The sequence below is a fragment of the Kolteria novifilia genome (assembly GCA_007748055.1).
GTDB classification, from domain to species: Bacteria; Planctomycetota; Planctomycetia; order Kolteriales; family Kolteriaceae; genus Kolteria; species Kolteria novifilia.
Genome location: CP036279.1, coordinates 7,179,625 through 7,202,021 on the forward strand (window position 1 = coordinate 7,179,625; position 22,397 = coordinate 7,202,021).

Genomic DNA, 22,397 nt, shown 5'->3' on the forward strand with positions numbered 1-22,397 from the left:
CGTTCGCGCGACGTCGTCGCGCCAGCCACCGGTTCGGGCGAAACGTTCGGTGTTTGACGATCAGTGCGGCCATTTCAGCGAGAGCAAGAAGCCCCCGGTGCGACGGATCGCGACGACGTGCCGTCGACTTACGTCGTCGCGGAAGAGGGTTGCGCGTCGAGCGAATCGATCCGCCCACTCTTCTCCGCTCGGCTCACGTCGAACGTCATGACGAGCTCGACCTCCCACTCGCCGGTGCCGGCGGGAATCGTCCACGTCGGCACGACGCACGCGGCCTGATGGACCAACTCGTAGCCCCCCTCCGATTGGCTGACGCTCTGCACGGGATACGCCGCGACACGCGCCGATTCGCTGCCACGGATCATCGCCTCGATCCCGAGCCACTCGTCGACCAGGTCAATCCCCAAGGTCGCGTCGAGATCGACGTGCTCATCGAGTCGGCCAAGCCGCGTCCCCTGGGCGTCGCGATAGTAGCGATCGTCCGCTCCTCCCGCGAGCGCGGCGATATTGAACTCCACCGCGAAGTGAGCGGGGCGTTCGAGCGGCAAGTCGGAAAGCCGATACCGAATGGCGAGGTCCGAGCTTCCGGCGGTGAGCGTAATCGTCTTGCCCACCGTCACCGAACGCGCGCCAAGTCGCCCCGTGTGCGACATGGTCAGCAGTACGCTCTCTCCGCTCCGGCTGGTCGCGTAGCGATAGTCACCGGTCGAGAACTCGCCCAGTTCCTGGAACTCGCCAAGCCGCAAATGGTCCGCGTCGACCGGGGCCTCGAGGAAACGCTCGATGAGTGAGTGACGCTGGTGATCGTCGTAGATCAGGCAGCGATCAAGCCCCTCCTGCTTGGCCTGAAGCCCATCCCCCGAGTGAGCGGAGAGCCCCTCGCGGATCTTCTGGTGGTAGGGCTCCGGGCGACGCGCGACCGCCGCTCCCAGAGCGGTCGCGATCGCGCGCACGTCCAAGCCGTAGAGATGCCCGCCGTCATGAGGCGTGAACATGGCGACCAGCCGGTCGGAGAAGAGCCGTACCTCCGGCTTGCCGTCAAAGTTGAAGTCGGCGGCCGCGACCTCCGCGTATTCGGCCCTGGCGCCGCGCTCGAACGCGTCGAGCTGGTTGTCGGCATTGATCAGGTGGCCATAAACCGCCCCGCGCAAGTGAGGAAGGTAGAGCCCTCCGAATGAGCCGTGCCAATAGGGACAGTTGCATTGTCCTCGGAAGAGCTCCCGCCGGGCCTCGTAGAGGCGATGGTCCGCCAGCGCCGACGGGTTGCGAACGCAGATGTCGTTCAATCGCCGGCTGACCTCCATCATCCGCGCGTACATGTCACGTGTCTCGGGGTACTTGGCCTTGAAGTTGCGCCAGAAACCGCCGTGGAGAAAGTCGTTGGCTTGGTCGCCTCGGCCGGAGTGCTCCAGCTCGGTGCGAAGTTGTTCGTACTCGGGCCGACGATCGGTCGGCAGGGCCCACTCGGTCATCTCCCGATAACTCGCGGCGGGAAGGTAGACGCCGCCACGCGGTTCGAGCTCGTCGAACGCTTGCCCAAGCGTGCAAGGCGTGAGCCAATCCCGATTCTCGCGCAGCGCCTCGAGGAACCTGCGGATCCAGCCGTACTTGTAGACGTGATCGTAGGTTCCCGGCCAACTGCCGAACTTCTCGCCGTCGTCGGCAAAGACGACCAGCGCGTCGTCCCGCTGTTCGCCGACGTGCCGCAAGTGGCCGAGCACATGATCGATCTCGTGGAAAGGAATCATGTAGCGCATCGGCTCGCTGCCAGGGAAAACGCCCAGGACGCTGCCATCGTCTTCGGTGGTGAAGTAGCCGGTCAGCGTTTCGGGTGGCACGCCCGCCTTACGGAAGTGGAAGTCGTCGAGCACCGTGAACTCGATCTCGGAGGAGACGATGTCACTGACCAACGAGGCCTCCCAAACGCGCTCGGGAATCCACATCCCGCGAATCTTCTGCTCGAAGAGATGCTCGAGATAGTCCGAGTAGCCACGGATCTGGCCCTGACGATCGCGCGAGGGGATCATCGTCATGATCGGTTCATAGAAGCCGCCCCCGAGGATCTCGACTTGCCCTCGCCCGACGAGTTCTCGCACCCGATCGATGTACTCCGGTTTGTGGGCCACCAGCCATTCGAGCAGACTCCCCGAGGTATGCAGGCTGATCGGGATGTCCTCGAACTCCTCAATGACCTCGAGAAAGGGTAGGTAGCTCTCCTGGAATGCCGCTTCGAAAACGCCGTCGAAGTTGCCGACCGGCTGATGGTTGTGGAGCACGAACGCGAAGCGAACATTGGACATTGGCGATTTCCCGGAAAGCGAGGCGCGAGGGACCGCCATCAACTCTAACCTCAGTCGTGACGCTGGCAAGGCCACTCGCGTCTCTGGGCGGACTGAGGGCCTATGTACGGCTGATAAGATCGGGAGGACCGACGTGTCTTAGCAGCCGGCTGAGCCATCGGGGAAATCTAGGTAGGTAGTCGCGGTAATGACGATCGCGAAGTCGCCGAACGGAACGGTCCGCTGGTGTCTTGATTGGCAAGTTCGTTCCATGAAATCTCGGTTCTCAGATCGTGCGGGAGAGTGCCCAATCAGAGGCATTTCCCGCATGCCCACGGCGAGCATGGGCCTCTTCAACATGCCCACGGCAAGCATGGGTCTCTTCAACATGCCCACGGCAAGCATGGGCATGGCCCGCAAGAGGGTTTTGGGCAACGAGTCGATCAGGAACCTACGACGTTGCTCCGTCCGCGGCGGGCATGTACCGTCGCCAATCGCGCGCCGCCATGTCGGGAGGAACGGGGTTGATGTACATCCCGCTACCGATCTCGAAGCCGGCCAGCCCTTCCAGACGCGGCGTGATCTCGAGATGCCAGCGAAAACCGGCTGGAACTCCGTCCACGTTGGGGGAATCGAGTGAAGCCGTGTGCAGAAAATAGTTGAACGCGACCGAACCGAGGGCATTGTCCATCGCGAGCATCAATCGTCGCATCAAGGCTCCCAACGCCTCGACCTGATGGTCGCTCGCCTCGTCGTAGCGAGCTTGTTCCTCGCGTGGACAGACGCACAACTCGTAGGGGAACCGACTCGCGTAGGGGCACCAAGCGACGAAGTCGTCCGTCGCCTCGACAATGCGTTCTCCGTGGCTCCGTTCGGCGTCGAGAAGGTTGGCGAAATAGTGACGCCCGTTCTCTCGCCAATAGTCGTCGCATCCTCGCCACTCACGTTCGAGAATCGGAGGGACGAGCGGCATCGCGATGATCTGGGAATGAGCGTGGGGCTGACTGGCTCCCGCCGATCGACCGGAGTTCTTGAAGACGATGGCGCTCGCGATCCCCTCCTTGCGGGCGAAGCAGCGGAGCCGCTCGCGATAGGCCAGAAAGACGGCCCCCGCCTGAGCATCGCCGTGGCGGTGATAGCTCGACGCGTGGTCGGGGCATTCGATCACCACCTCGTGATGACCGACTCCCGGTAGAGCGTCATCCTGGAGCAAGTCGCCGAGGTGACCGGAGTGCTCGCTCCACGAGGGCGTTTCTCCCGCGCCGACCATCAACGCCGGGTACTTGTTGGGAACGACGCGAACTTGCCAACCGACACTGTCGCGGGCCCCTCCCTCGGGGCGGATGGCGAAGACCTCCGGTGGAGTCATCGTTTCGCGCCCTTCGCAAAAGGGGCAATCGCCGCTGGGAAGGTCTTCGTCGTCGCTCGGAAAGCGAGACATCGGGCGATGGGCTCGCTGCCGAGCGATGATGACGATCTGCCCGGTGAGGGGATCGCGGCGATACTCCGGATGGGACCGGTCGTCTGTTGGCTTCAAGTCGATCTTCCCGCCCAAGGCAGTTCCGTGTCGCCGCGCGACGTAGACAGACTATCGCGAACGGGCACCGGCGAGGAAGGTCGCTCGCCGATAAAGCTCGACGTATTGTTTCGCACTCTTCTGCCAAGACCAGTCCTGGGACATTCCTTGCTCCACGAGCCTGGCCCACGTCGCTTGGTTGCGGAACACTCCGGTCGCCCGACGGATTGCCGAGAGAAAGGCTTCCGGCGTGTAGTGATCGAAATGAAAACCCGTGGCGGTCCGGTCGCGAATCGTCGCGGGTGTCGCGTCCACCACGGTGTCGTAGAGGCCACCCACCGCTCGGACGATCGGCACGGTCCCATAGCGAAGGCTGTAGAGTTGGCTAAGCCCGCAAGGCTCAAAAAGGCTCGGCATCAGCAGCATGTCCGCACCCGCGTAGATCCGTCGCGCAAGCCCTTCGTCGAAACGCAACCGCGCGCTGAGCTGTCGCGAGAATTGCTGCGAGAGTCGACCGAAGAGGCTCTCGTAGTGGTGGTCGCCCGTCCCCAAGATGACCAACTGGAGGTCCTGGGAAAGGAGTTCCCGAATGGTCGAGGCCAGCAGGTCGATCCCCTTCTGATCGGTTAACCGACTGACGATGCCCAGGAGTGGGGTCTCTTCCCGCTGCTCGAGCCCGAGTTCCTCCCGAAGCACGCGCCGCGATTCCCGCTTGCCGACTTTCCACGTCTCGCGATCGAACCCGACCGGGACGTGGGGATCGTTCGCGGGATCCCAAGACGCGAAGTCGATCCCGTTGGGAATGCCCGTGAGTCGATCGGCGCGGTGGCGGAGCAGGGGATCGAGTCCGCCGCCGAACTCGAGTTCCTGAATCTCCTGCGCGTAGCGGCGGCTGACCGTGGAGATCACGTCGCTGAAGACGATGCCCCCCTTCATGAAGGAGAACCGACCAAAGTACTCGAGTCGGTCGCTCGTCAACAGCGAGTCATCCAGTCGGGTGATGTACCACTGGCGACGGTCGAAGAGACCTTGGAACGCGATGTTGTGGATGGTGAAGATCGACCCGGTCCGCGCGAATCGCTCCACGTGGCGCACCTCGTGTTGCAGGATGACCGGCAGCAACCCGGTGTGCCAATCGTGCGCGTGCACGCAGTCGACGTTGAGGTCGAAGGCCTCCATCGCCGCGAACGCCGCCCGGCAAAAGAAGGTGAATCGCTCGCAATTGTCCGAGTAGTCCTGCCCGTGCTCGTCGACGTAGAGCCCCGCCCGGTCGAAATAGGAGGGCTGATCGACAAGCAAGACGCGAACGCCTTCGTGCGTCGACTCGGCCTGCTTGATCACCCCTTCGACACGGCGTTCCCCGACATTGACGTCGACCGTCGGCTGAAAACTCGGGAAGCGGATAAACGGGCGACAGGAGCGAAAGCAGGGAAGGATGATCGTGACTTGATGGCCCAGCTTGGCCAAGCTCGCCGGGAGAGCCCCGACCACATCCGCCAGCCCGCCCGTCTTCGCGTAGGGAACGGCTTCGGAGGCAACGAAGACGATGTCCATTCAATGCCTCTGGTTGGGCGTCGATGCGATCCGTCACGACCGAGCCACGCGTCGCGGAAGGTAGGCCCCCAACGCGGATAGGCTCGGCTACTGATCGGCCTTTCCACAAGGCGAGGACGAGTCCGACTCTCCCCGCGGGAAAGCCTCCGGTCCGACACATCAGTGGCGTCATGTTATCCGATCGGCGGACGATCTGGCCAGGGAGACAGCCCGGCGGGAGATCGTTCCTTCCCGATTGGGGAAAGGAGTCTTCCCATTGTGACGGCTATGACAGCCACGGGGCGCCCAGTGCCACAGGCTACTTCGTCTCGGTGAGGGGATCGAGGCTCTTCGACTCGAGCTTCTCAAGCCGCTCGGTGAGGAGTTTGTTGCCCTTGCGAAGTTTCTCGAGTTCCTCCTGGAGCTCCCCCAACTCCACGGGCACCGGCGTCTCCGCCTTAATTTTCGCCAGCGACTTCTCCGCCAGCTCGCGCACCCGGGTGTCCGGATCCTGCTTCGCGAGCGACGCCAACACCGGCAGCGCGGGCCGCGACTCCCGTCCGAGATCGCGGAGCGTTTCGATCGCCGCCCCCCGAACGCGCGGGCCCCCTTCGTTCAGCGCTCCCGCGATCGCGTCGAGGGCGAGCTTCTTCTCTTTCTCCTCGATGTCGGCGTGCCGAAGGTAGTTCGCAAGCGCTCGCAACGCCTCGACCCGGCAGCGATTCGGTTTCCCCTGAGAAGACCATTCGAGCAAGACATCCAGGGCGATCGGATCGCGCGACTTGCCGAGCCCACGCAGCGCCGCCCGACGAATGACCTCCCCATGGGACGTCTTACCCAGGGCATCCGTCAGTGGGCGGATCTCCGGAAACCGCTGGCAATTGACAAAGGCTTCCAACAGCTCCGCCTCGACGAAGTAGCTCTTGTCGCCCTTCTTCATCGCCTTACTAAGAGCGGCGACCACCTCGTCATTGCCGACGAAGTCACCTAGTGCCTTCGCCGCCGAGCGTCGGACTTTCGGGTGATCATCCTCGAGGGCGGCGATGAGGGCTTCGCTCGCGGTCTCCCCGCCCACTTTCGCGAGAGCCGCCGCCGCTTCCGACCGCACACCCTGGAAAGAGTCGTTCTTGAGCACCTCCGTCAGCAGTTCCACGTCGGCGGGAGACTTGCTCTCGGCGAAGTGTTCGACCGCTCGAATGCGATCGACCACGCTCGGACCCTCGAGAGCTTGTTTCTTCCACAGATCGTTCGACTTGATCTCCTTGAGATCCGCGAGCAGCGCGACGTCGGGATCGACCAGGATCATCGTCGGCGCCTTCGCCGCGGGAAGAAAGAATCGCACCTCCTTCTCGGTGATCTGATGAGTGAGCCGCCGGCTCGCGTCGCTCGAGTCGGTTCTCAGCTCGAAGGTCAACGGGAACTGAAAGGGCTCGCCCTCTTGAGTCTGCTTCACGTCGACTTGAACGAGTCGATCCTCCGGCAGGTACTTGCTCTCGACTTCGAGTTCCGGATGACCGGGACGCTGGGTCCAGTCGTAGAAGAACCGTTCGAGGGACCGGCCCGTCGATCGCTCGAGCGACCGGCGGAAGTCGGCGGTCTCGGCCGTACGGTAGCGGTACTCGTTGCCGTAGCTCGCCACCGCCTCGAAGAACGCGTCGTCCCCCAGAAGGTGGCGGAGCATGTGCAGCACCCAAGCCCCCTTCGGATAGGCTCGGGCATCGAACATGCTGCGTGGGTTGCGATAGTGACGATCGACGATCGGGCGGGTCTTCACGCCACCTCCGCCACGCGCCGCTCGGCTCTTCCGCAGCAGCGAATAGAGGTACTCGTCCTGCCCCTCGGCCTCCTCGCTCCAAAGCAGTTCGCACAGCGTCGCGAACCCCTCGTTGAGCCAAAGATGCGACCAATCCTTGCACGTGACGAGATCGCCCCACCATTGATGGCCGAGTTCATGGGCGATCAACCAGTCGGGGGAACTGTCGAGCATCGCCCGCTCATCATGCATCACTCGATCGTAGAGCGTCGTCGCACTGGTGTTCTCCATCCCCCCGGCGATGAAGTCGTGGACGACGACTTGAGCATACTTCTCCCAGGGATAGTCGATCCCAAACCGCTCGCTGAAAAAGTCGAGCATCTTCGTCGTGCGGCCAAAGGTCCGTTCGATGTCCGCCTGCCGATCGGGAGGAACATAGAAAGTGACTGGGATGCCGCGCCACTGAGTTCGGCCAACGTTGAATCGACCGGCCACCAGGGTCACGAGGTAAGCGACATGGGGCTTGCTCTGCTTCCAGTGGTAACGAACTCTCCTCTTGTCACCGAGCTTATCGCGACTGACGAGTCGGCCGTTGGAAAGAACCTCGATTCCCTCGGGCACCGTCGCCAAAATCTCGGTCGTCTGACGTTCGTTGGGATGGTCGAGCGATGGGAACCAGTGGCGATTGGAGATCGGCTCTCCCTGGCTCCAGACCATGAGCGGTTCGTCGGGCTCCTTCTCGCTTGGGCCGAAAAAATAAAGCCCCGCCTTCGGTTCACGAACCGCGTAGTCGATGATCAGCGAGAACTCCTCGCCAACGGGAAGCGGTTCGCCGAAATCGACCACGATCTGCTTGCCGGTGTTCTCGAAGGAGAGATCCTTCTTCGTCTTCGCGTCCCGAACCGATTCGACCACATGGTCGACGGCGTCGAAACGGACCGATCGCACGCTTCGAAGAGGAGCGAAGGTGATCGTCGCGTCGCCGGCGATCTTGCGATCTTCAAGGAAGACCTCCAGGTCCAAGCGAATGTGCTTCACGTCGATCGGCCGATCGGCCGCCGTGCGGTAGGGCGTTTTCTCCTCGCCGACGATCGTCCCAACGACGACGAGAATCACCCAGAGGCTTCCCTGGCGTGCCAACGGCATCGCGCGCTCCTTAGTTGATGCGGCAATCACTGATCAGGACATCATAAGCAAACCGCCCGCCCCTATTCCGCCTTGAGATCGGCTCTCCGAAAGAAATGGGAGACCCTCCAGGGTCGGGGCTGGCGTGAACAGGGCTCGACAATGACGCGAGGCATTGAAGGTCCGAGAGGTTCGGACCCCTCGCTCAAGTGAGGATGGGTGGCTGGTCATCTTGGGAATTGGGCCGGCGGCGGAGCGCCTCTTCGAGTTCCTCGGTGGAGACTCCCGTTCGCTCCTCGGGCGGAGAGGGTTCTTCGTCCTGTCCCGATGGGCCGACATCACTCGCGCTGGTCTCGTGGTTGGTCACGACGATGGGATCTTCCTCTTGCTCCGGTTCCTCGCTGGAGGACTCGGCGGATTCCGTCGGAGGAACGGCCTCTTCCTCGGCACTCTCGTCGTCATCCTCGGGGTTGCCGAGAAGTTCCTCCTCGATGCGTCGGAGCTGGGTTTCGATGGTCGCGTCGATTTCGCCGTACTCCGTTTGCACCAAACAGCCACCAGGCGTCATGCGCGGGTCGGTGACGATGCGGACTTTGTCGATGCCCCGATTGAGGAGGCGAAAGTCCTCACTGCTCATGTCGAGCGTTTCGGCATCGCGAGGGGAGAGGTGAATCACGACTTGGGATCCGGAGCCGATGGAGCGAATCGCCTCGGCGAGGGCCTGCCGTGCGATGCCGGAGGGATCCTGGAGTTCCCGGCGAACGACCTTGCGTGCCATCTCGGTGACGAAGCGAAGGGCGGTCTGTTCCCACTCGCCGAGCCAAGCCTTATGGACTTTGCCGCGTTCGGCGGCGAACTGGTCGATGGCCTGCCGGAGGGATTGGGTGGTGGTTTCGAGGCGTTCGTTGACGTCCGACTCGACCTTCGACTGATGTTCGGCCTCCCCCTTTTGACGCGCTTCGTCGCTCCCCTTCTCGAACCCGTCCTTGTACCCTTTGTCCCATGCCTCCTTGTTGACCCGGTCGTAGAGCTTCTGGATCTCGGCGTGGGCGTCTTTCTTGTAGGCCTCCACCTGAGCGCGAGCCTGATCGAGCTGGCGCTGGAGTTCTTCGAGGGTGTCGACGGTATTGAATTGAGCGGCGCGGACGTTCGGCAGTTGTCCCGCCTTGATCACCCGTGGTTGTCCGGACATCGTGCCCCCGATTGCTCCCAAGGACTCCGGCGATCCGCGCCTCGATGGCGCGACCGACCGCTGCTCCATGGAGAAGCCTCGCAGATCGGCCCGAATTGTCAAGCAGAGTGGGTCGCGGACAAATCTTCGCTAAGTCCCGTCGAGCGTTCAACTAGCGTCCGCTCGACGCGGTCCTCGGACGACTTCCGTTTGCCGGCTGGGGAGCCGTCTCGATAAGATAGCGCCTCAGCAGCGCATTACCCCTTCCTTCGGGCGGCAGGGAGGCCGACAGGTCTTTTGCTTCGTCCAAATCGCGGATGGAGAATAGGTCGTGAGCAAGCATATTTTCGTGACCGGTGGGGTCGTCAGTTCCCTCGGCAAGGGTCTCACGAGCGCCTCGGTCGGCATGCTCTTGGAACGCTGCGGCCTGAATGTCCGGCTGCAAAAGCTCGACCCGTACATCAACGTCGACCCGGGAACGATGAGTCCCTACCAGCACGGCGAGGTTTACGTCCTCGACGACGGCTCGGAAACGGACCTCGACCTGGGGCACTACGAGCGATTCACCAACGCCCCCCTGACACGGCACTGCAATCTCACGACCGGGCGCGTCTATCGCACCGTGATCGAGAAGGAACGGCGCGGCGAGTTCCTGGGCGGAACCGTCCAGGTCATTCCCCACGTCACCGACGAGATCAAGGGGGCGATTCGCCATCTCGCCGATGACGATGTCGACGTCGTCATCACCGAAATCGGGGGAACGGTCGGCGACATCGAAAGCCTCCCCTTCCTGGAAGCGATTCGTCAGTTCCAGCTCGACATCGGTCGGGAGAATTGCCTCTACATTCACCTGACGCTCCTTCCCTACCTGAAGGCGGCCGGCGAACTCAAGACCAAGCCGACTCAACACAGCGTCGCGGCGCTGCGTCAACTCGGTATCCAGCCCGACATCCTCATCTGCCGCACCGAACGCGCGGTCGACGCGGGCGATCGCGAGAAGATCGCCCTCTTCTGCAATGTCGAAAAGCGGGCGGTGATCGAGGAGCGGGACAAGGAGTTCAGCATCTACGAAGTGCCGATGAGCCTTCTCGACAACGGGCTCGATCAGTTGATCATCACCAAGCTCGGGCTCCGGGCGAACACGATCGACATCAACGACTGGCGCGACATTCTGCACGCGATGAAGAACCCCGATTGCGAAGTGACGATCGGCGTCGTCGGCAAGTACGTCCGTCACAAGGACGCCTACAAGTCGGTCTACGAGGCGCTTGATCACGCCGGCATTCCCGAGGGAACCCGGATCGTCGTGCGGCGCATCGAATCCGAGGAGATCGAACGGGAAGGCGCCGAGCGAATGCTCTCGGGGCTCGACGGCATTCTGGTCCCCGGCGGCTTCGGCGATCGCGGCATCGAGGGCAAGGTCGAAGCGATCCGCTTCGCCCGGGAGCGGAAGATCCCCTTCCTGGGACTTTGCCTCGGCATGCAGTGCGCCGTGATCGAGTTCGCTCGCAACGTCCTGGGTCTGGAAAACGCCAACAGTACCGAGTTCGACTCGCAGACCGAGCACCCGGTGATCTGCCTGATGGAAGAGCAAAAGGAGATCATGAACAAGGGCGGGACGATGCGATTGGGGGCCTACGCGTGCAAGCTGCAAGTCGGCTCCCGCGTTCATGACGCCTACGGCCGTGAGTTCATCAGCGAGCGTCATCGTCACCGCTACGAGTTCAACAACAAGTTTCGCTCTCAGTTCATCGCCAACGGCCTCAATCCGGTTGGGACGAGCCTGGACGACTCGCTCGTGGAGATCGTCGAAGTGGCGGATCATCCGTGGTTCGCCGCGGTCCAGTTCCATCCCGAGTTTCAGTCGAAACTGACCGCTCCCCACGCGCTCTTTCGGGGTTTCGTGGCTGCCAGCCGCCGACGCCGTCAGTCCAGCACGCTGGAGAACGCCGAGTACGGAGTCTAGCGGAGTGCTCGAAGGACCATCGAGCATCCCGCGATCTCTAGAGTAAATCAAACCGAGCCTTCGCCCCGCCGCAGGAAGATGGGACTTCATGGACAAAGACCAATCGACCGAACTTCTCTTCGACTTGAGCCAGCCGGGACGCCGCGCCGCTCGATTCCCCGCGATTGACGTCCCGACGACGCCCGTCGACTCCGTCTTCGGGGCCGACGACCTCGCGGAAGAGTCGCCGCCCTTGCCGGAGTTGGCCGAGATCGATGTCGTGCGTCACTTCACGAACCTCTCGACACGCAACATGTCGGTCGACACTAACTTCTACCCGCTCGGCTCCTGCACGATGAAGTACAATCCCAAGCGCAACGAGCGCTTGGCGTCGCTTCCCCAATTCGCCGACCTGCATCCGTATCAGCCCGACGCGACTCACCAGGGGATGCTCCGTCTTCTCTTCGATCTAGAAGCGATGATCGGCGAGATCTCCGGACTCGACGCCGTCTGCCTCCAGCCGGCGGCGGGTGCCCACGGCGAACTGACGGCGCTGCTCGTCGCGGCGTCCTACTTCCGCAAGTCGGGGCAGGCGCGCACCAAGGTCCTCATTCCCGACAGCGCCCATGGCACCAACCCCTCGAGCGCCCATCTGGCGGGCTTCGACTGCGTGCAAGTCGCCAGCGACCAACGCGGCCTCGTCGACATGAACGACCTGCGTGCGAAGATCGACGGCGATGTCGCGGTCTTCATGATCACCAACCCCAACACGATCGGGCTGTTCGACCATCAGATCGTCGAGATCGCCAGCCTCATTCACGAGGCCGGCGGACTGATGTATCTCGACGGCGCCAACATGAATGCCATCCTCGGACAGACCCGCCCGGGCGACTTCGGCATCGACCTGATGCACTTTAACCCGCACAAGACCTTCAGCGGCCCCCACGGCGGCGGCGGCCCCGGCGCTGGACCGATCGCGGTGCGGGGGATGCTCGAACCCTTCTTGCCCACTCCGAGGATCGCCGAGCGCGACGGCCAGTGGCGACTCGACTTCGATCGCCCCGACTCGATCGGCCGCGTGCGAAGTTTCTTCGGCAACACGGGTGTGCTGGTTCGAGCCTACTGTTATATCCGCACCCACGGCGCCGAAGGCCTCAAGAGCGTCTCGACCAACGCGGTGCTCAACGCGAACTACCTCCTCTCGCTGGTGAAGGACTTCCTCCCCGTTCCGCACGGCGATCGTTGCATGCACGAGTTCGTCGCCTCCGCGAGCGGGCTGCACAAGAGCCGGGGCGTTCGCACCATGGACATCGCCAAACGATTGCTCGATCGTGGCTACCACGCGCCAACGGTCTACTTCCCGCTGGTGGTGCCCGAGGCCATGATGATCGAGCCGACCGAGACCGAATCGAAGGAAACACTCGAACAGTTCGCCGACGTCTTGCGTGAAATCATTGAGGAGCCGGCCGAACTCCTTCAGCAGGCGCCGCACACGCTTGGCATCAGCCGTCCCGACGAGGTCCGCGCGGCCCGCAAGCCCGTCCTTCGTTGGCAAGCGTCGACGTAACCACGCGTCGAACATACCCATCGTGTCGCCATGGCCGGAAGCTCCTTCGGCCACCAACGCCCGCCGAGGCCTCTCGGCCGCGGAACCAAAACGGAGAGCATTCGAGGATGCCATGGCTGACGTTCCCACGGTCGTCCTGAAGCCACGCCGCGCGAAACCCTTCTTCGGAAAACATCCCTGGGTCTTCGAGCAAGCGATCGGCAAGTGCCCCAAGAACCTCGAGCCCGGCGCCAGCGTGCGGCTTGTGGCCGAGGATGAGCGTTTCATCGCCTACGGCCTCTTCAATCCCAACAGCAAGATCAGGATCCGGCTCTACTCCTGGGACGAGGATCAGCCCGTCAATGGGGAACTCGTCCTCCAACGCCTCGCCCAGGCCATCGACTTCCGGCACCAGACCTTGGGGCTCGATGATCCTCGCGGCGGCTGCCGACTCGTCTTTAGTGAGTCGGACGGTCTCTCCGGTCTCGTGGTCGATCGCTATGCCGACGTCCTCGTCGTTCAGTTCAATAGCCTCGCGATGCATCATCGCTTCGAAGCGGCGATCGTCGAGGGCCTCGCTCAGCTCCTAAGTCCGCGAGCGATCTATCGACGAACCGAACGAGGCATCCGCGAGGTCGAGGGGCTCGAAGTCGACGACGGCCCTCTCCTCGGCGAGGTCCCGAGCGAGCCGCTTTGGATGCGTGAGGATGACCTCGAGTGGTCGGTCTCGATCCCAACCGGCCAAAAGACGGGGGCCTACCTCGATCAACGTGACAACCGCCGCGCGGTCGCCTGCTACGCCAAGGGGCGCGACGTGCTCGACGTCTTCTGTCACGGTGGCGGGTTCGCGATCCGCGCCGCCAAGGCTGGGGCTCGCACCGCGATCGGCATCGACTCCTCGCCGGGAGCGATCGAACTCGCCAACGCCAACGCGCAGCGCAACGGCGTCGACGTCGCTTTCGTGAAAGAAGACGCGGTCACCGCGATGAAACGACTCCAGAAAGAAGATCATCGCTTCGGGGTCATCGTACTCGATCCACCAAAGTTCGCCCGATCCTCCGGGGCACTTCCCAGCGCCCTTCGCGGCTACGAACAGATCAACCGACTGGCCCTGGAACTCCTCGAACCGGACGGGCTTCTGGTGTCGTGTAGTTGTAGTGGCTTGGTGACGCGCGACCTCTTTCAGGGCATGCTCGCGAAGGTCGCGCGCGAGTCGGGCCACGAACTGGCAATCCTCGAGGAACGCGGCCAGGCGCCCGATCACCCAATTTCGGTCTTTTGTTTGGAGACGTCCTACTTAAAATGCGTGCTGGCCCGGCGCACGTAGTCCGGGCCTTCGGCACTCGTGGTGGAAGGGAACGTCCGTGACGCGATTGGCTGCTTTCTGTTTTGGCCTGCTCTTTGTTGCCTCGTCGGCATTTGCACAAGAAAAGGCTCCTCCCGTCGAGCATCGCGCCGCGACGACGGTCTCATACAGCTCGAAGGAAGATCTCGGCAAGGGGATCACGCTCGCCAAGATGACCAACGGGCTGACGGTGATCGTTCAGGAGAACCACGCCGCCCCGCTCGCGACCGCGCGGGCCTATGTGAAGAACACCGGTGGCGCCTTCGAAGGGCGATTCCTGGGCGCCGGGATCAGTCACTTGGTCGAGCACCTCGTCGCGGGCGGTTCGACGACGAAACGCTCCGAGGACGAAATCCAAGCGATCGTCGACTCGCTCGGCGGGCGGACCAACGCCTTTACCTCGAACAATCTCACCGCCTACTTCATCGACTCCCCGGGCGACAAGGTCGACAGCGCCATCGAGTTGGTCGCCGACATGATGCAGTACGCCGCCTTCAACGAAGAGGAGTACCGCCGCGAAATGGAAGTCGTCCAGCGCGAACTGGAGATGGGCGAGTCGGAGCGTTCGCGCGTCGGCTATCAGCGGATGAAGGAACTCGTCTACACCGTCAGCCCGATGCGGGTGCCGATCATCGGCTATCTCTCGGTGCTACAGAAGATCACCCGCGACGACGTCGTCGCCTTCTACAGGTCGCGCTACGTTCCGCAGAACATCGTCTTCGTCGTCGTCGGCGACGTCGACACCAAGGCGGTGCTCGCCAGCGTCCTGGAGAATTTCAAGGAGTTTCGGCGCTCGCGCGGCGAAGGGCCGGTCCTTCCCGAGGAGCCGCTACAGATCTCGCCACGCTCGGTCGCGGTCCAGATGGAAGGTGATGTCGTCGACCTGTCACTCGCCTTCCCGACCGTTCCGCTCCAAGACCCCGATCTCTACGCGCTGGACGTCGCCAGCTTCATCCTCGCCCGTGGCGACAGTTCGCGACTTGCCAAGCGGCTGAAGATCGACAAGCCGCTCGCCACCTCGGTGAGCAGTTCCTCCTACACGCCCGACTTCGTTCGCGGCTGGTTCGACGTCTCCGCGACCTTCACCCCCGAGAACATGGACGAAATCCAGGGCATCCTCCTGGAGGAACTCGATCGCTTGATCTCGACGCCCGTCGAGCAAGAAGAGCTCGCGAAAGCCAAGCGGCAGATGGCCGCCGCCTTCGTCTTCGGAAATCAGACGGTGCAGGACCAAGCCAACAGCCTGGGCCGCAACTACCTCAGCACCGGCGACCCGACCTTCGACGAGGAGTACCTCGCCGGCATCGAGGGAGTGACGGCCGAGCAAGTGCAAGCGGTCGCGAAGAAGTACATCAGTGTCGATCGCATGAACACCGTCATGATCGAGCCGATCGGTTCGTCCCTGGGAACCGAGCTCGCGAACGAAGAGTCGCCGAACGAGACGCCGGTCGTTGCCAAGACGCTCCCCAACGGCCTGACCGTGCTGGTCAAGCGAAATGGCACCGCGCCGCTGGTCACGATGCAAGCCTTCGTCAAGGGAGGCGTGATCGCCGACACCGCCAAGACCAGCGGACTGGCGTCGCTCACCGCAAGCACCATGGAGAAGGGGACCGAGAAGTTCACCGGGGAGCAGATCGCCAACTACTTCGACTCGATTGGCGGCCAGTTCTCGGTCAACAGCCAACGCAACAGCAGCTACCTCCAGTGCACCGTGCTGAAGGAGGACTTCGCGGAGAGCTTCGACTATCTCTTCGAGGTCTACGCCAAGCCAACCTTCCCCAAGGAGCAGTTCGAGAAGGTCAAGGCGCTGCAGCTCGCGCAGATCGCGGCTCGCGGCTCCAATCCCCAAGCGGAGATCATGGACTTCTTCGCGACCAAGGTGCCCGACGCGCTCCCCTATAGCCGTACCGTGATGGGAACCAAGGAGACGGTCGCGTCGCTGACCGACGACGATTGCCGCAAGCTCCACGCGACCTACTTCGTTCCCAACAACACCGTGCTGGCGATCTTTGGCGACATCGATCCCGAGAAGACGATGTCACTCGTCGAAAGCACCTTCGGCTCGCTGCAAAAGAGCGAGAGCTTCTCCTGGCCCAAGTTCCCCGAGCAGGCGCCCAAACTCGACGCCAACAAGATCGCTCACTTGACCAACCAAAAGAAGAACACCGCGTTGGTGCTCGTCGCCTACCCGACCTCGAGCATCTACGACGAAAAGGATCGCGCCTCGATCGAGATGTTGCAATCGGTTCTCACCGGCGGCCTGGGAGCCCGACTCTACGGGGAGCTGCGAGGCGAAGGGCTCGTCTACTACGTCTTCGGCTTCCAGTTGACCGGCTTCGCGCCCGGCTACTTCGTCTTCCTCGCCCAAACCCGTCCCGAAACGGCCGACGAAGTCATCGAACGGATCCAGGCGAGCCTGAAGAAGATCGAGAAGGAAGGCATCCCGCAGAAGGAGTTCGACGAGGTTCGCGACAAGATGATCACGTCGCACTCGATGAAGAACCAGACCGCGACCTCGCAGGCCTTCCAAGCGGCGATCGACGAACTCTACGGCTTGGGTTATGACTTCGATCGCTCCTATCCGGAACGACTGAAGAAGGCAACGCCTGAAGATGTCGTCGACGTGGTCAAGAAGTACTTCCAGCACGCGATCATCCTGACCGCTTCGCCGACAAAGGCCGCGAGCCCGAAAGCGAACTAAGACGTTTCCCCGTCCCACTGCGGGCGGGAACAATCAACCAAGTGGCTGGGAACCTGGAGCGATCGCTCCAGGATCCCTCGCGAGCGTTCGACCTCTCCCCAATCTGGTTTTGGGCTTTCCCATCGTGCGTGTTCCCACGCGAAGAGCCCCGACGACGTCGCTCGTCAACGATTCCTCGATCGCCCATTCTCACGTTTCTCGAAACGACCCGTTGCTTTCCCTCCGTTGATTCGACACCTTCGACGAGTATCCTTTCGGTGAGTAACGTTAGTGCGATCTCTTGGCGGAGAAGCCAATCATGGCCGACACACCCCATCCCGATCACTCCCACGATCACGACGAGCACAAGAACCACGATTGTCACCAAGAGCAAGAGCCCCACGAGCACGAGGAGGGCGAACCCTACGAAGCCAAGAGCTCACCATTCGATGACGGCGAGCACCATGACCACAAGAAGCACCAAGATCACGATGGCAACGACACCACCGTCCTGATGAAGGAACGTCACGCCCATCCGGAGGACGCCCATCTCGTCAAGGGGGCGTGTTGCCAGCACCACGAACATGGGTGCGGCCACCCGATGAAGGTCGATGCTCCCGGATCCACCAAGAGGCCTCCGCCGCCGGGTAGCAAGACGCAGTACACCTGCCCGATGCACCCGGAGATCGTCCAAGATGGACCGGGAACCTGCCCGAAGTGCGGCATGGCGCTCGAGCCGATGACGATCAGTGCCGAAGAAGAGGGCGAGGACACCGAGCTCGCCGACATGTCCTTCCGGCTCTACATCAGCGCATTGTTTGGCGTGCCAACGCTGCTCTTGGCGATGTCCGAATGGATCCCCGGCGATCCGATCGCCCAGTTCTACGACGCCCAAGCTTCCGGCATCGTCCAGTTCCTCCTCGCGACACCGGTGGTCCTCTACGGAGCGTGGCCTTTCTTCGTTCGTGGCTGGCAGTCGATCCTTCACCTGAGCCCGAACATGTTCACGCTCGTCTCGCTGGGCGTTGGCGTGGCGTACGTCTTCAGTGTCGCCGCGCTCTTCTTTGAAGACTATCTACCGCCTCAGTTCCGTTCCGACGACGGTTCGGTCCACGTCTACTTCGAGGCGGCGGCGATGATCGTGGTCCTGGTCCTCGTCGGCCAGGTGATCGAGATTCGCGCCCGCGCCCGAACCAGCGACGCGATCCGCTCGTTGCTCGGCCTCGCGCCCAAGATCGCGCGCAAGGTCGATCCCGACGGCGGCGAGCACGACGTCCCGCTCGATGATGTCCAGATCGGCGATCAGCTCCGCGTCCGCCCGGGTGAGAAAGTCCCCGTCGATGGCGAGGTCGTCGACGGGACCAGCTTCGTCGACGAATCGATGGTCACCGGTGAACCGGTGCCCGTCGAGAAACAGCCGGGAGAACCGGTCACCGGAGGCACGGTCAACGGGACGGGAAGCTTCCTGATGCGCGCCGAGAAAGTCGGCGGCGATACCGTCCTCTCCCAGATCGTGCGGATGGTCGGCGACGCCCAGCGCAGCCGGGCCCCCGTGCAGAACCTCGTCGACAAGGTCGCGTCATGGTTCGTGCCATTGGTCGTCGTGGCGGCGATCGTCACCTTCGCGGTCTGGGCGACGATCGGCCCGGAACCGAAGTTCGCCTACGCCCTGGTCAACGCGGTCGCGGTCTTGATCATCGCTTGCCCTTGTGCGTTGGGCCTGGCGACCCCGATGTCGATCATGGTCGGCGTCGGACGCGGAGCCGGAGCGGGTGTTCTCATCAAGAATGCGGAGATCCTCCAACACATGGAACGCGTCGACACCGTCGTCGTCGACAAGACCGGCACCCTCACCGAGGGGAAGCCGTCGCTCGTCGCGGTGGTCGCGTCCGATGGCGTCGACGAGACGAGACTTCTGACGCTGGTGGCGAGCCTGGAACGTCAAAGCGAGCATCCGCTCGGAGAGGCGATCGTGCGCGGGGCAAAGGACCGCGGCCTGGAGCTGCTGCCCGTGAGCGACTTCTCGTCGACGACGGGCAAGGGCGTTCGCGGCGTGGTCGACGGCAAACAAGTCGCCCTCGGCAACCGCAAGATGCTCGAGGAGGTCGGCGCCGATCCGGAACCGCTGCTTGGCCATGCGGAACAACTGCGATCGGAAGGTCAGACCGCAATGCTCGTCTCGCTTGACGGCAAGGCGGCCGGGCTTCTCGGGGTCGCCGATCCGATCAAGGAGTCGACACCCGAGGCGATCGAACTGCTTCACCAGGCCGGCGTGAAAGTCGTGATGCTCACCGGCGACAGCAGGACGACCGCCGAGGCGGTGGGGCGAAAGCTCGGTATCGACCAGGTCGTCGCGGAGGTTCTCCCCGATCAAAAGGGGGAGGTCGTCAAGAAACTCCAGGAGGAAGGACGAAAAGTCGCGATGGCGGGGGATGGCGTCAACGACGCCCCGGCGCTCGCCCAAGCCGACGTCGGCGTCGCGATGGGTACCGGTACCGATGTCGCGATGGAGGCCGCGGGGGTGACTCTCGTGAAGGGCGATCTTCGCGGCATCGTCCGAGCCCGCAAGCTGAGCCGCGCCACGATGCGCAACATTCGCCAGAACCTCTTCTTCGCCTTTGTCTACAACGGGGCGGGTGTGCCAATCGCCGCGGGCGTGCTCTATCCGGTTTTCGGACTTCTTCTCAGTCCGATGATCGCCAGCGCGGCGATGAGCCTGAGTTCCGTCTCCGTCATCTCCAACGCCCTACGGCTCCGGTGGGTGAAGCTGTAGGCTCAGCGGAGGTACATCTTCGAGACATGGTCACCATGTCCCAACGGAAGAAGGCGTGGCTCTGGCGCAACGAGGCGTTTCCCGCATCCCCACGCAAGCGTGGGCATCGCACCCGGCTAGAAAAACGAAGAGGTAGCGGCCGATCATCCTGACTGGCTGGCCAGCAGCCAGTGGAACCAAGCAATCACGATGGATCGAAAAACCACGGCGATGGCCGTGGAGCAATCACTTCGGCTGGGCGCTCTCGGCTCCGGCGAGGTTGACGGTGGGCTTCTCCAAACGCTCGGGCGGCGCGTACTCCTTGGGCCAAAATCGCTTGGGCGTCGGGACCGACGTGCTGGGCGTCTTCCACTTGGGCGTCATCCCATCCCCCAATGTCGACTCGATCGGCATCGGTTTTTCGCGACGCGGGAGCGCGTCGGGAAACGCGAAGCCACCCGTGTCGCTCGCCTCTTTCCCGGGCCTGGGGACGGTGTCGAGCGCGGCCTCGATGAAGCCCCGCGCTTCGCGACGCTTGCCGCCTCGCTCCACGTTGGACGGCCCCGAGGGTGGCATGACGTGGTTCGTCGAGTCCGCTGGCCGCGGGGCGATGATCTGCTCGGGGGTCTCCATGACCGGCGACGTCGATGGAGTCGGCGTCATCATCTCGCCGGGGTCACTTGGGAAGCCCATCGGCATGCCGGGCTCCTCAGTCGACGACATTGAGGGGAAGGGCGTCAGCATCGCCATCCACCGGTTCCGTTTCTTCTTCTTGACCTTCTCGAGTCGGCAGACGCGTTCGAGAATCGCCACGTTGTCGTTGCGGGCGATCGTGCCACGAGCGTATTCCCAATCGGAAATCGCCTGGTTGTAGGCCACGATCGATGTGGCTTCGGCTTCGATCGCCTGAGCGAGGCTCTCCTGTGCCTTGAGTAGGACGTCGATGGTGATCGTCCCTTCGCGGAAGAGTTGCTCTTGAACCTTCACCACGTCCGCGGCCGCTTCGCGCCGTTCGACGTCGACCTGGATCACCTTGTACTGCCCGGTGACGTTCAAGTAGGCCTTGTAGAGTTCGTGGATGACTTGATGTTCCTTCTCGCGCAGCTTCGCTCGGGCTTGGGATAGCTCCAGTTGGGCTTGGCGAACCGAGGCGTGGGCGGCCCGCTCGCCGATCTGGGCCTGGTAGCGAAGTCCGAAGTACCAACTGATGAAGCGATTCTCGACAAACTGGTGAAAGGCCGGTCCGAAGCTCGACGAGAGTCCGGTCGCTCCATAGCTGGTCGCGAAGGTGACATCGGGCAACAAGCCGTTCCGCTCCCGGAGCAAGCGCAGTTCGGCGACACCAATACTCTCACGTTGGGAGAGAAGCTCCGGGCGATACTCGATCGCCTCGAGGACGCCGGTTTGCCAGTCGGGCGTGTACTCCGCCACGATGGGATCGTCGGCGGGGATGATTCGGCGGCCGTCGTCGGGGGGAATCCCGAGTTCCTCGCGAAGGGCCCGCTCGTCCTCGAGGACCTGAATCAGCGACGAGAGCCGGGCGGATCGGAACTCCTCGTATTGATCGAGGGCCTGACCGAGTGCGGAGGGCGAACCGACGCCGGCGCGCTGTTCGTTTTTGAGTTTCTGCCACGTCGCCAGGGCCTGGGCCATCGCGACTTCGTTGGCGTAGAGGACCTGGTAGGAGCTGTAGAGGTTCCAGTAGTCCTGTTCGACGTCGCGCAGCAGTTCGTGCACCTTCGATTCGAAGTTGTAGATCGACTCGCGATAGCTTCCGCGGGCGATCATGACCGGCGCTCGGTTGAACTCGATGCCCGCTCCCTGGAGCAGGGGTTGATAGTACTCGATGCCGCCGGTCGCGAAGACCGCCGGGTTGACCTGGGTCAGGACGGGCGAGGCGGGGTTCTGATACCACTGATTGGCGTCGAAATAGGCTTTCGTGAATCCGCCGGTGGCGTTGCGTTTGGAGACCTCGGTCATGTGCTCGCCAGGGATGTCGAAAAGGAAGGGCAACGTCTCCCCGCCGAAGGTGGAGCTGTAACCGTAGTTGCTTAGCCCGTTGGCCTTGCCGAGCAGTTCGTAGGTGATGTCCTCGGCACTGGACGCACCAAGGGTGTTGAGAAAGGTCTGCTGCGGCTCGTCGGCTTGCGAGTATGACGTGCCGAACGAGATCGTGGTGTCGAAGGTCGAGAGTTCCTGGTCGATGAAGGTGCCCACCTGGCCGGGCATGTAGGAGCGCGTGATGATCGTCTTGTTGTTCTCGAGGGCGATCTGAATCGCCTCCTCGAGGCTGAGTTCCCAGACCTCCTTCCCCTCCGGCTCGCTGATCGTGCGCGGGTCGAGGGCGAGGGCTCGATCGACGATGTCGTCGTGGCACACTGTCCCCGTCTGGGCGGGACCATCGGCGAGCGACCAGGGAAGATCTTGGACCACGGAGATCTGCTCGTGGTGACAACCGGCCGCCAGGAAGAGCAACGCGAGGACGAGGTTCCACGCGAGCCCCTCGAAAGGGCGACGATGTCTCGTATCCTCGCTGCGTCGTTCCATGACACTTCGATCCCGTATCCCAAGGGCTGTCGCCGGACAGTCGTCCTCCAACCCTATCGACACAAACTGAGCGGTTTCTGGGGTGAAAGACGGGATTGTTTCGGATTTGCGGGTTCTGATGACGCTCGCGAAGGGCGCGGAATTCCGCAAGAAGGGCAACTGGGAGACCAAGGAAGTTTGGGCGAGAACAGTCTCGCCGATCGAG

11 protein-coding genes are annotated in these 22,397 nt (G+C 62.8%); 5 read left to right on the forward strand and 6 right to left on the reverse strand.

Features of this window, described 5'->3' with window-relative positions; translation table 11 throughout:
- Positions 1 to 128 precede the first annotated feature (128 nt).
- The 5 genes from Pan216_RS26350 to Pan216_RS26370 form a co-directional block, all read right to left on the reverse strand.
- The gene (locus Pan216_RS26350) at positions 129 to 2,300 is read right to left on the reverse strand and encodes an alpha-amylase/4-alpha-glucanotransferase domain-containing protein (protein WP_145262946.1); all 2,172 of its coding nucleotides are present in this window, start codon (positions 2,298 to 2,300) and stop codon (positions 129 to 131) included.
- Between the two features lie 430 nt (positions 2,301 to 2,730).
- Positions 2,731 to 3,816, reverse strand: a complete 1,086-nt coding sequence (locus Pan216_RS26355; protein ID WP_419193025.1) for a galactose-1-phosphate uridylyltransferase — start codon at positions 3,814 to 3,816, stop codon at positions 2,731 to 2,733.
- Positions 3,817 to 3,867: 51 nt separating this feature from the next.
- On the reverse strand, positions 3,868 to 5,349 hold the full coding sequence (gene glgA, locus Pan216_RS26360; RefSeq protein ID WP_145262950.1) for a glycogen synthase GlgA: 1,482 nt from the start codon (positions 5,347 to 5,349) through the stop codon (positions 3,868 to 3,870).
- Positions 5,350 to 5,647: 298 nt separating this feature from the next.
- Entirely contained in the window at positions 5,648 to 8,227 is a 2,580-nt protein-coding gene (locus Pan216_RS26365; RefSeq protein ID WP_145262952.1) for a M1 family metallopeptidase, read from the reverse strand.
- A gap of 184 nt (positions 8,228 to 8,411) precedes the next feature.
- A complete protein-coding gene (locus tag Pan216_RS26370) occupies positions 8,412 to 9,398 on the reverse strand; it encodes a FliH/SctL family protein (protein ID WP_419193026.1) in 987 nt (328 codons plus the stop codon).
- Positions 9,399 to 9,708: 310 nt separating this feature from the next.
- Here Pan216_RS26370 and Pan216_RS26375 point away from each other — a divergent pair, with 310 nt between their 5' ends.
- From Pan216_RS26375 to Pan216_RS26395, 5 genes are all read left to right on the forward strand, one after another.
- Positions 9,709 to 11,343: a CTP synthase gene (locus Pan216_RS26375; protein WP_145262956.1), complete on the forward strand. Its 1,635-nt coding sequence runs from the start codon at positions 9,709 to 9,711 to the stop codon at positions 11,341 to 11,343.
- Between the two features lie 88 nt (positions 11,344 to 11,431).
- Positions 11,432 to 12,889, forward strand: a complete 1,458-nt coding sequence (gene gcvPB / locus Pan216_RS26380) for an aminomethyl-transferring glycine dehydrogenase subunit GcvPB (protein WP_145262958.1) — start codon at positions 11,432 to 11,434, stop codon at positions 12,887 to 12,889.
- 112 nt (positions 12,890 to 13,001) lie between these two features.
- Positions 13,002 to 14,195, forward strand: a complete 1,194-nt coding sequence (locus tag Pan216_RS26385; RefSeq protein ID WP_145262960.1) for a class I SAM-dependent rRNA methyltransferase — start codon at positions 13,002 to 13,004, stop codon at positions 14,193 to 14,195.
- Between the two features lie 37 nt (positions 14,196 to 14,232).
- Positions 14,233 to 16,914: a M16 family metallopeptidase gene (locus tag Pan216_RS26390; RefSeq protein WP_145262961.1), complete on the forward strand. Its 2,682-nt coding sequence runs from the start codon at positions 14,233 to 14,235 to the stop codon at positions 16,912 to 16,914.
- A gap of 298 nt (positions 16,915 to 17,212) precedes the next feature.
- Positions 17,213 to 19,666, forward strand: coding sequence for a copper-transporting P-type ATPase (locus Pan216_RS26395; protein WP_145262963.1), 2,454 nt, complete (start codon positions 17,213 to 17,215; stop codon positions 19,664 to 19,666).
- 225 nt (positions 19,667 to 19,891) lie between these two features.
- On the opposite strand, the gene Pan216_RS26400 is transcribed toward Pan216_RS26395, so the two are convergent.
- Positions 19,892 to 22,192, reverse strand: coding sequence for a TolC family protein (locus Pan216_RS26400; protein ID WP_145262965.1), 2,301 nt, complete (start codon positions 22,190 to 22,192; stop codon positions 19,892 to 19,894).
- Between the last annotated feature and the right edge of the window lie 205 nt (positions 22,193 to 22,397).

Excerpts from the sequence above, each read along its gene's own strand:
- Pan216_RS26350 (WP_145262946.1), bottom strand. The coding sequence starts at position 2,300 with ATGTCCAATGTTCGCTTCGCGTTCGTGCTCCACAACCATCAGCCGGTC.
- glgA (WP_145262950.1), bottom strand. The coding sequence starts at position 5,349 with ATGGACATCGTCTTCGTTGCCTCCGAAGCCGTTCCCTACGCGAAGACG.
- Pan216_RS26365 (WP_145262952.1), bottom strand. The coding sequence starts at position 8,227 with ATGCCGTTGGCACGCCAGGGAAGCCTCTGGGTGATTCTCGTCGTCGTT.
- Pan216_RS26370 (WP_419193026.1), bottom strand. The coding sequence starts at position 9,398 with ATGTCCGGACAACCACGGGTGATCAAGGCGGGACAACTGCCGAACGTC.
- gcvPB (WP_145262958.1), top strand. The coding sequence starts at position 11,432 with ATGGACAAAGACCAATCGACCGAACTTCTCTTCGACTTGAGCCAGCCG.
- Pan216_RS26385 (WP_145262960.1), top strand. The coding sequence starts at position 13,002 with ATGGCTGACGTTCCCACGGTCGTCCTGAAGCCACGCCGCGCGAAACCC.
- Pan216_RS26395 (WP_145262963.1), top strand. The coding sequence starts at position 17,213 with ATGGCCGACACACCCCATCCCGATCACTCCCACGATCACGACGAGCAC.
- Pan216_RS26400 (WP_145262965.1), bottom strand. The coding sequence starts at position 22,192 with ATGGAACGACGCAGCGAGGATACGAGACATCGTCGCCCTTTCGAGGGG.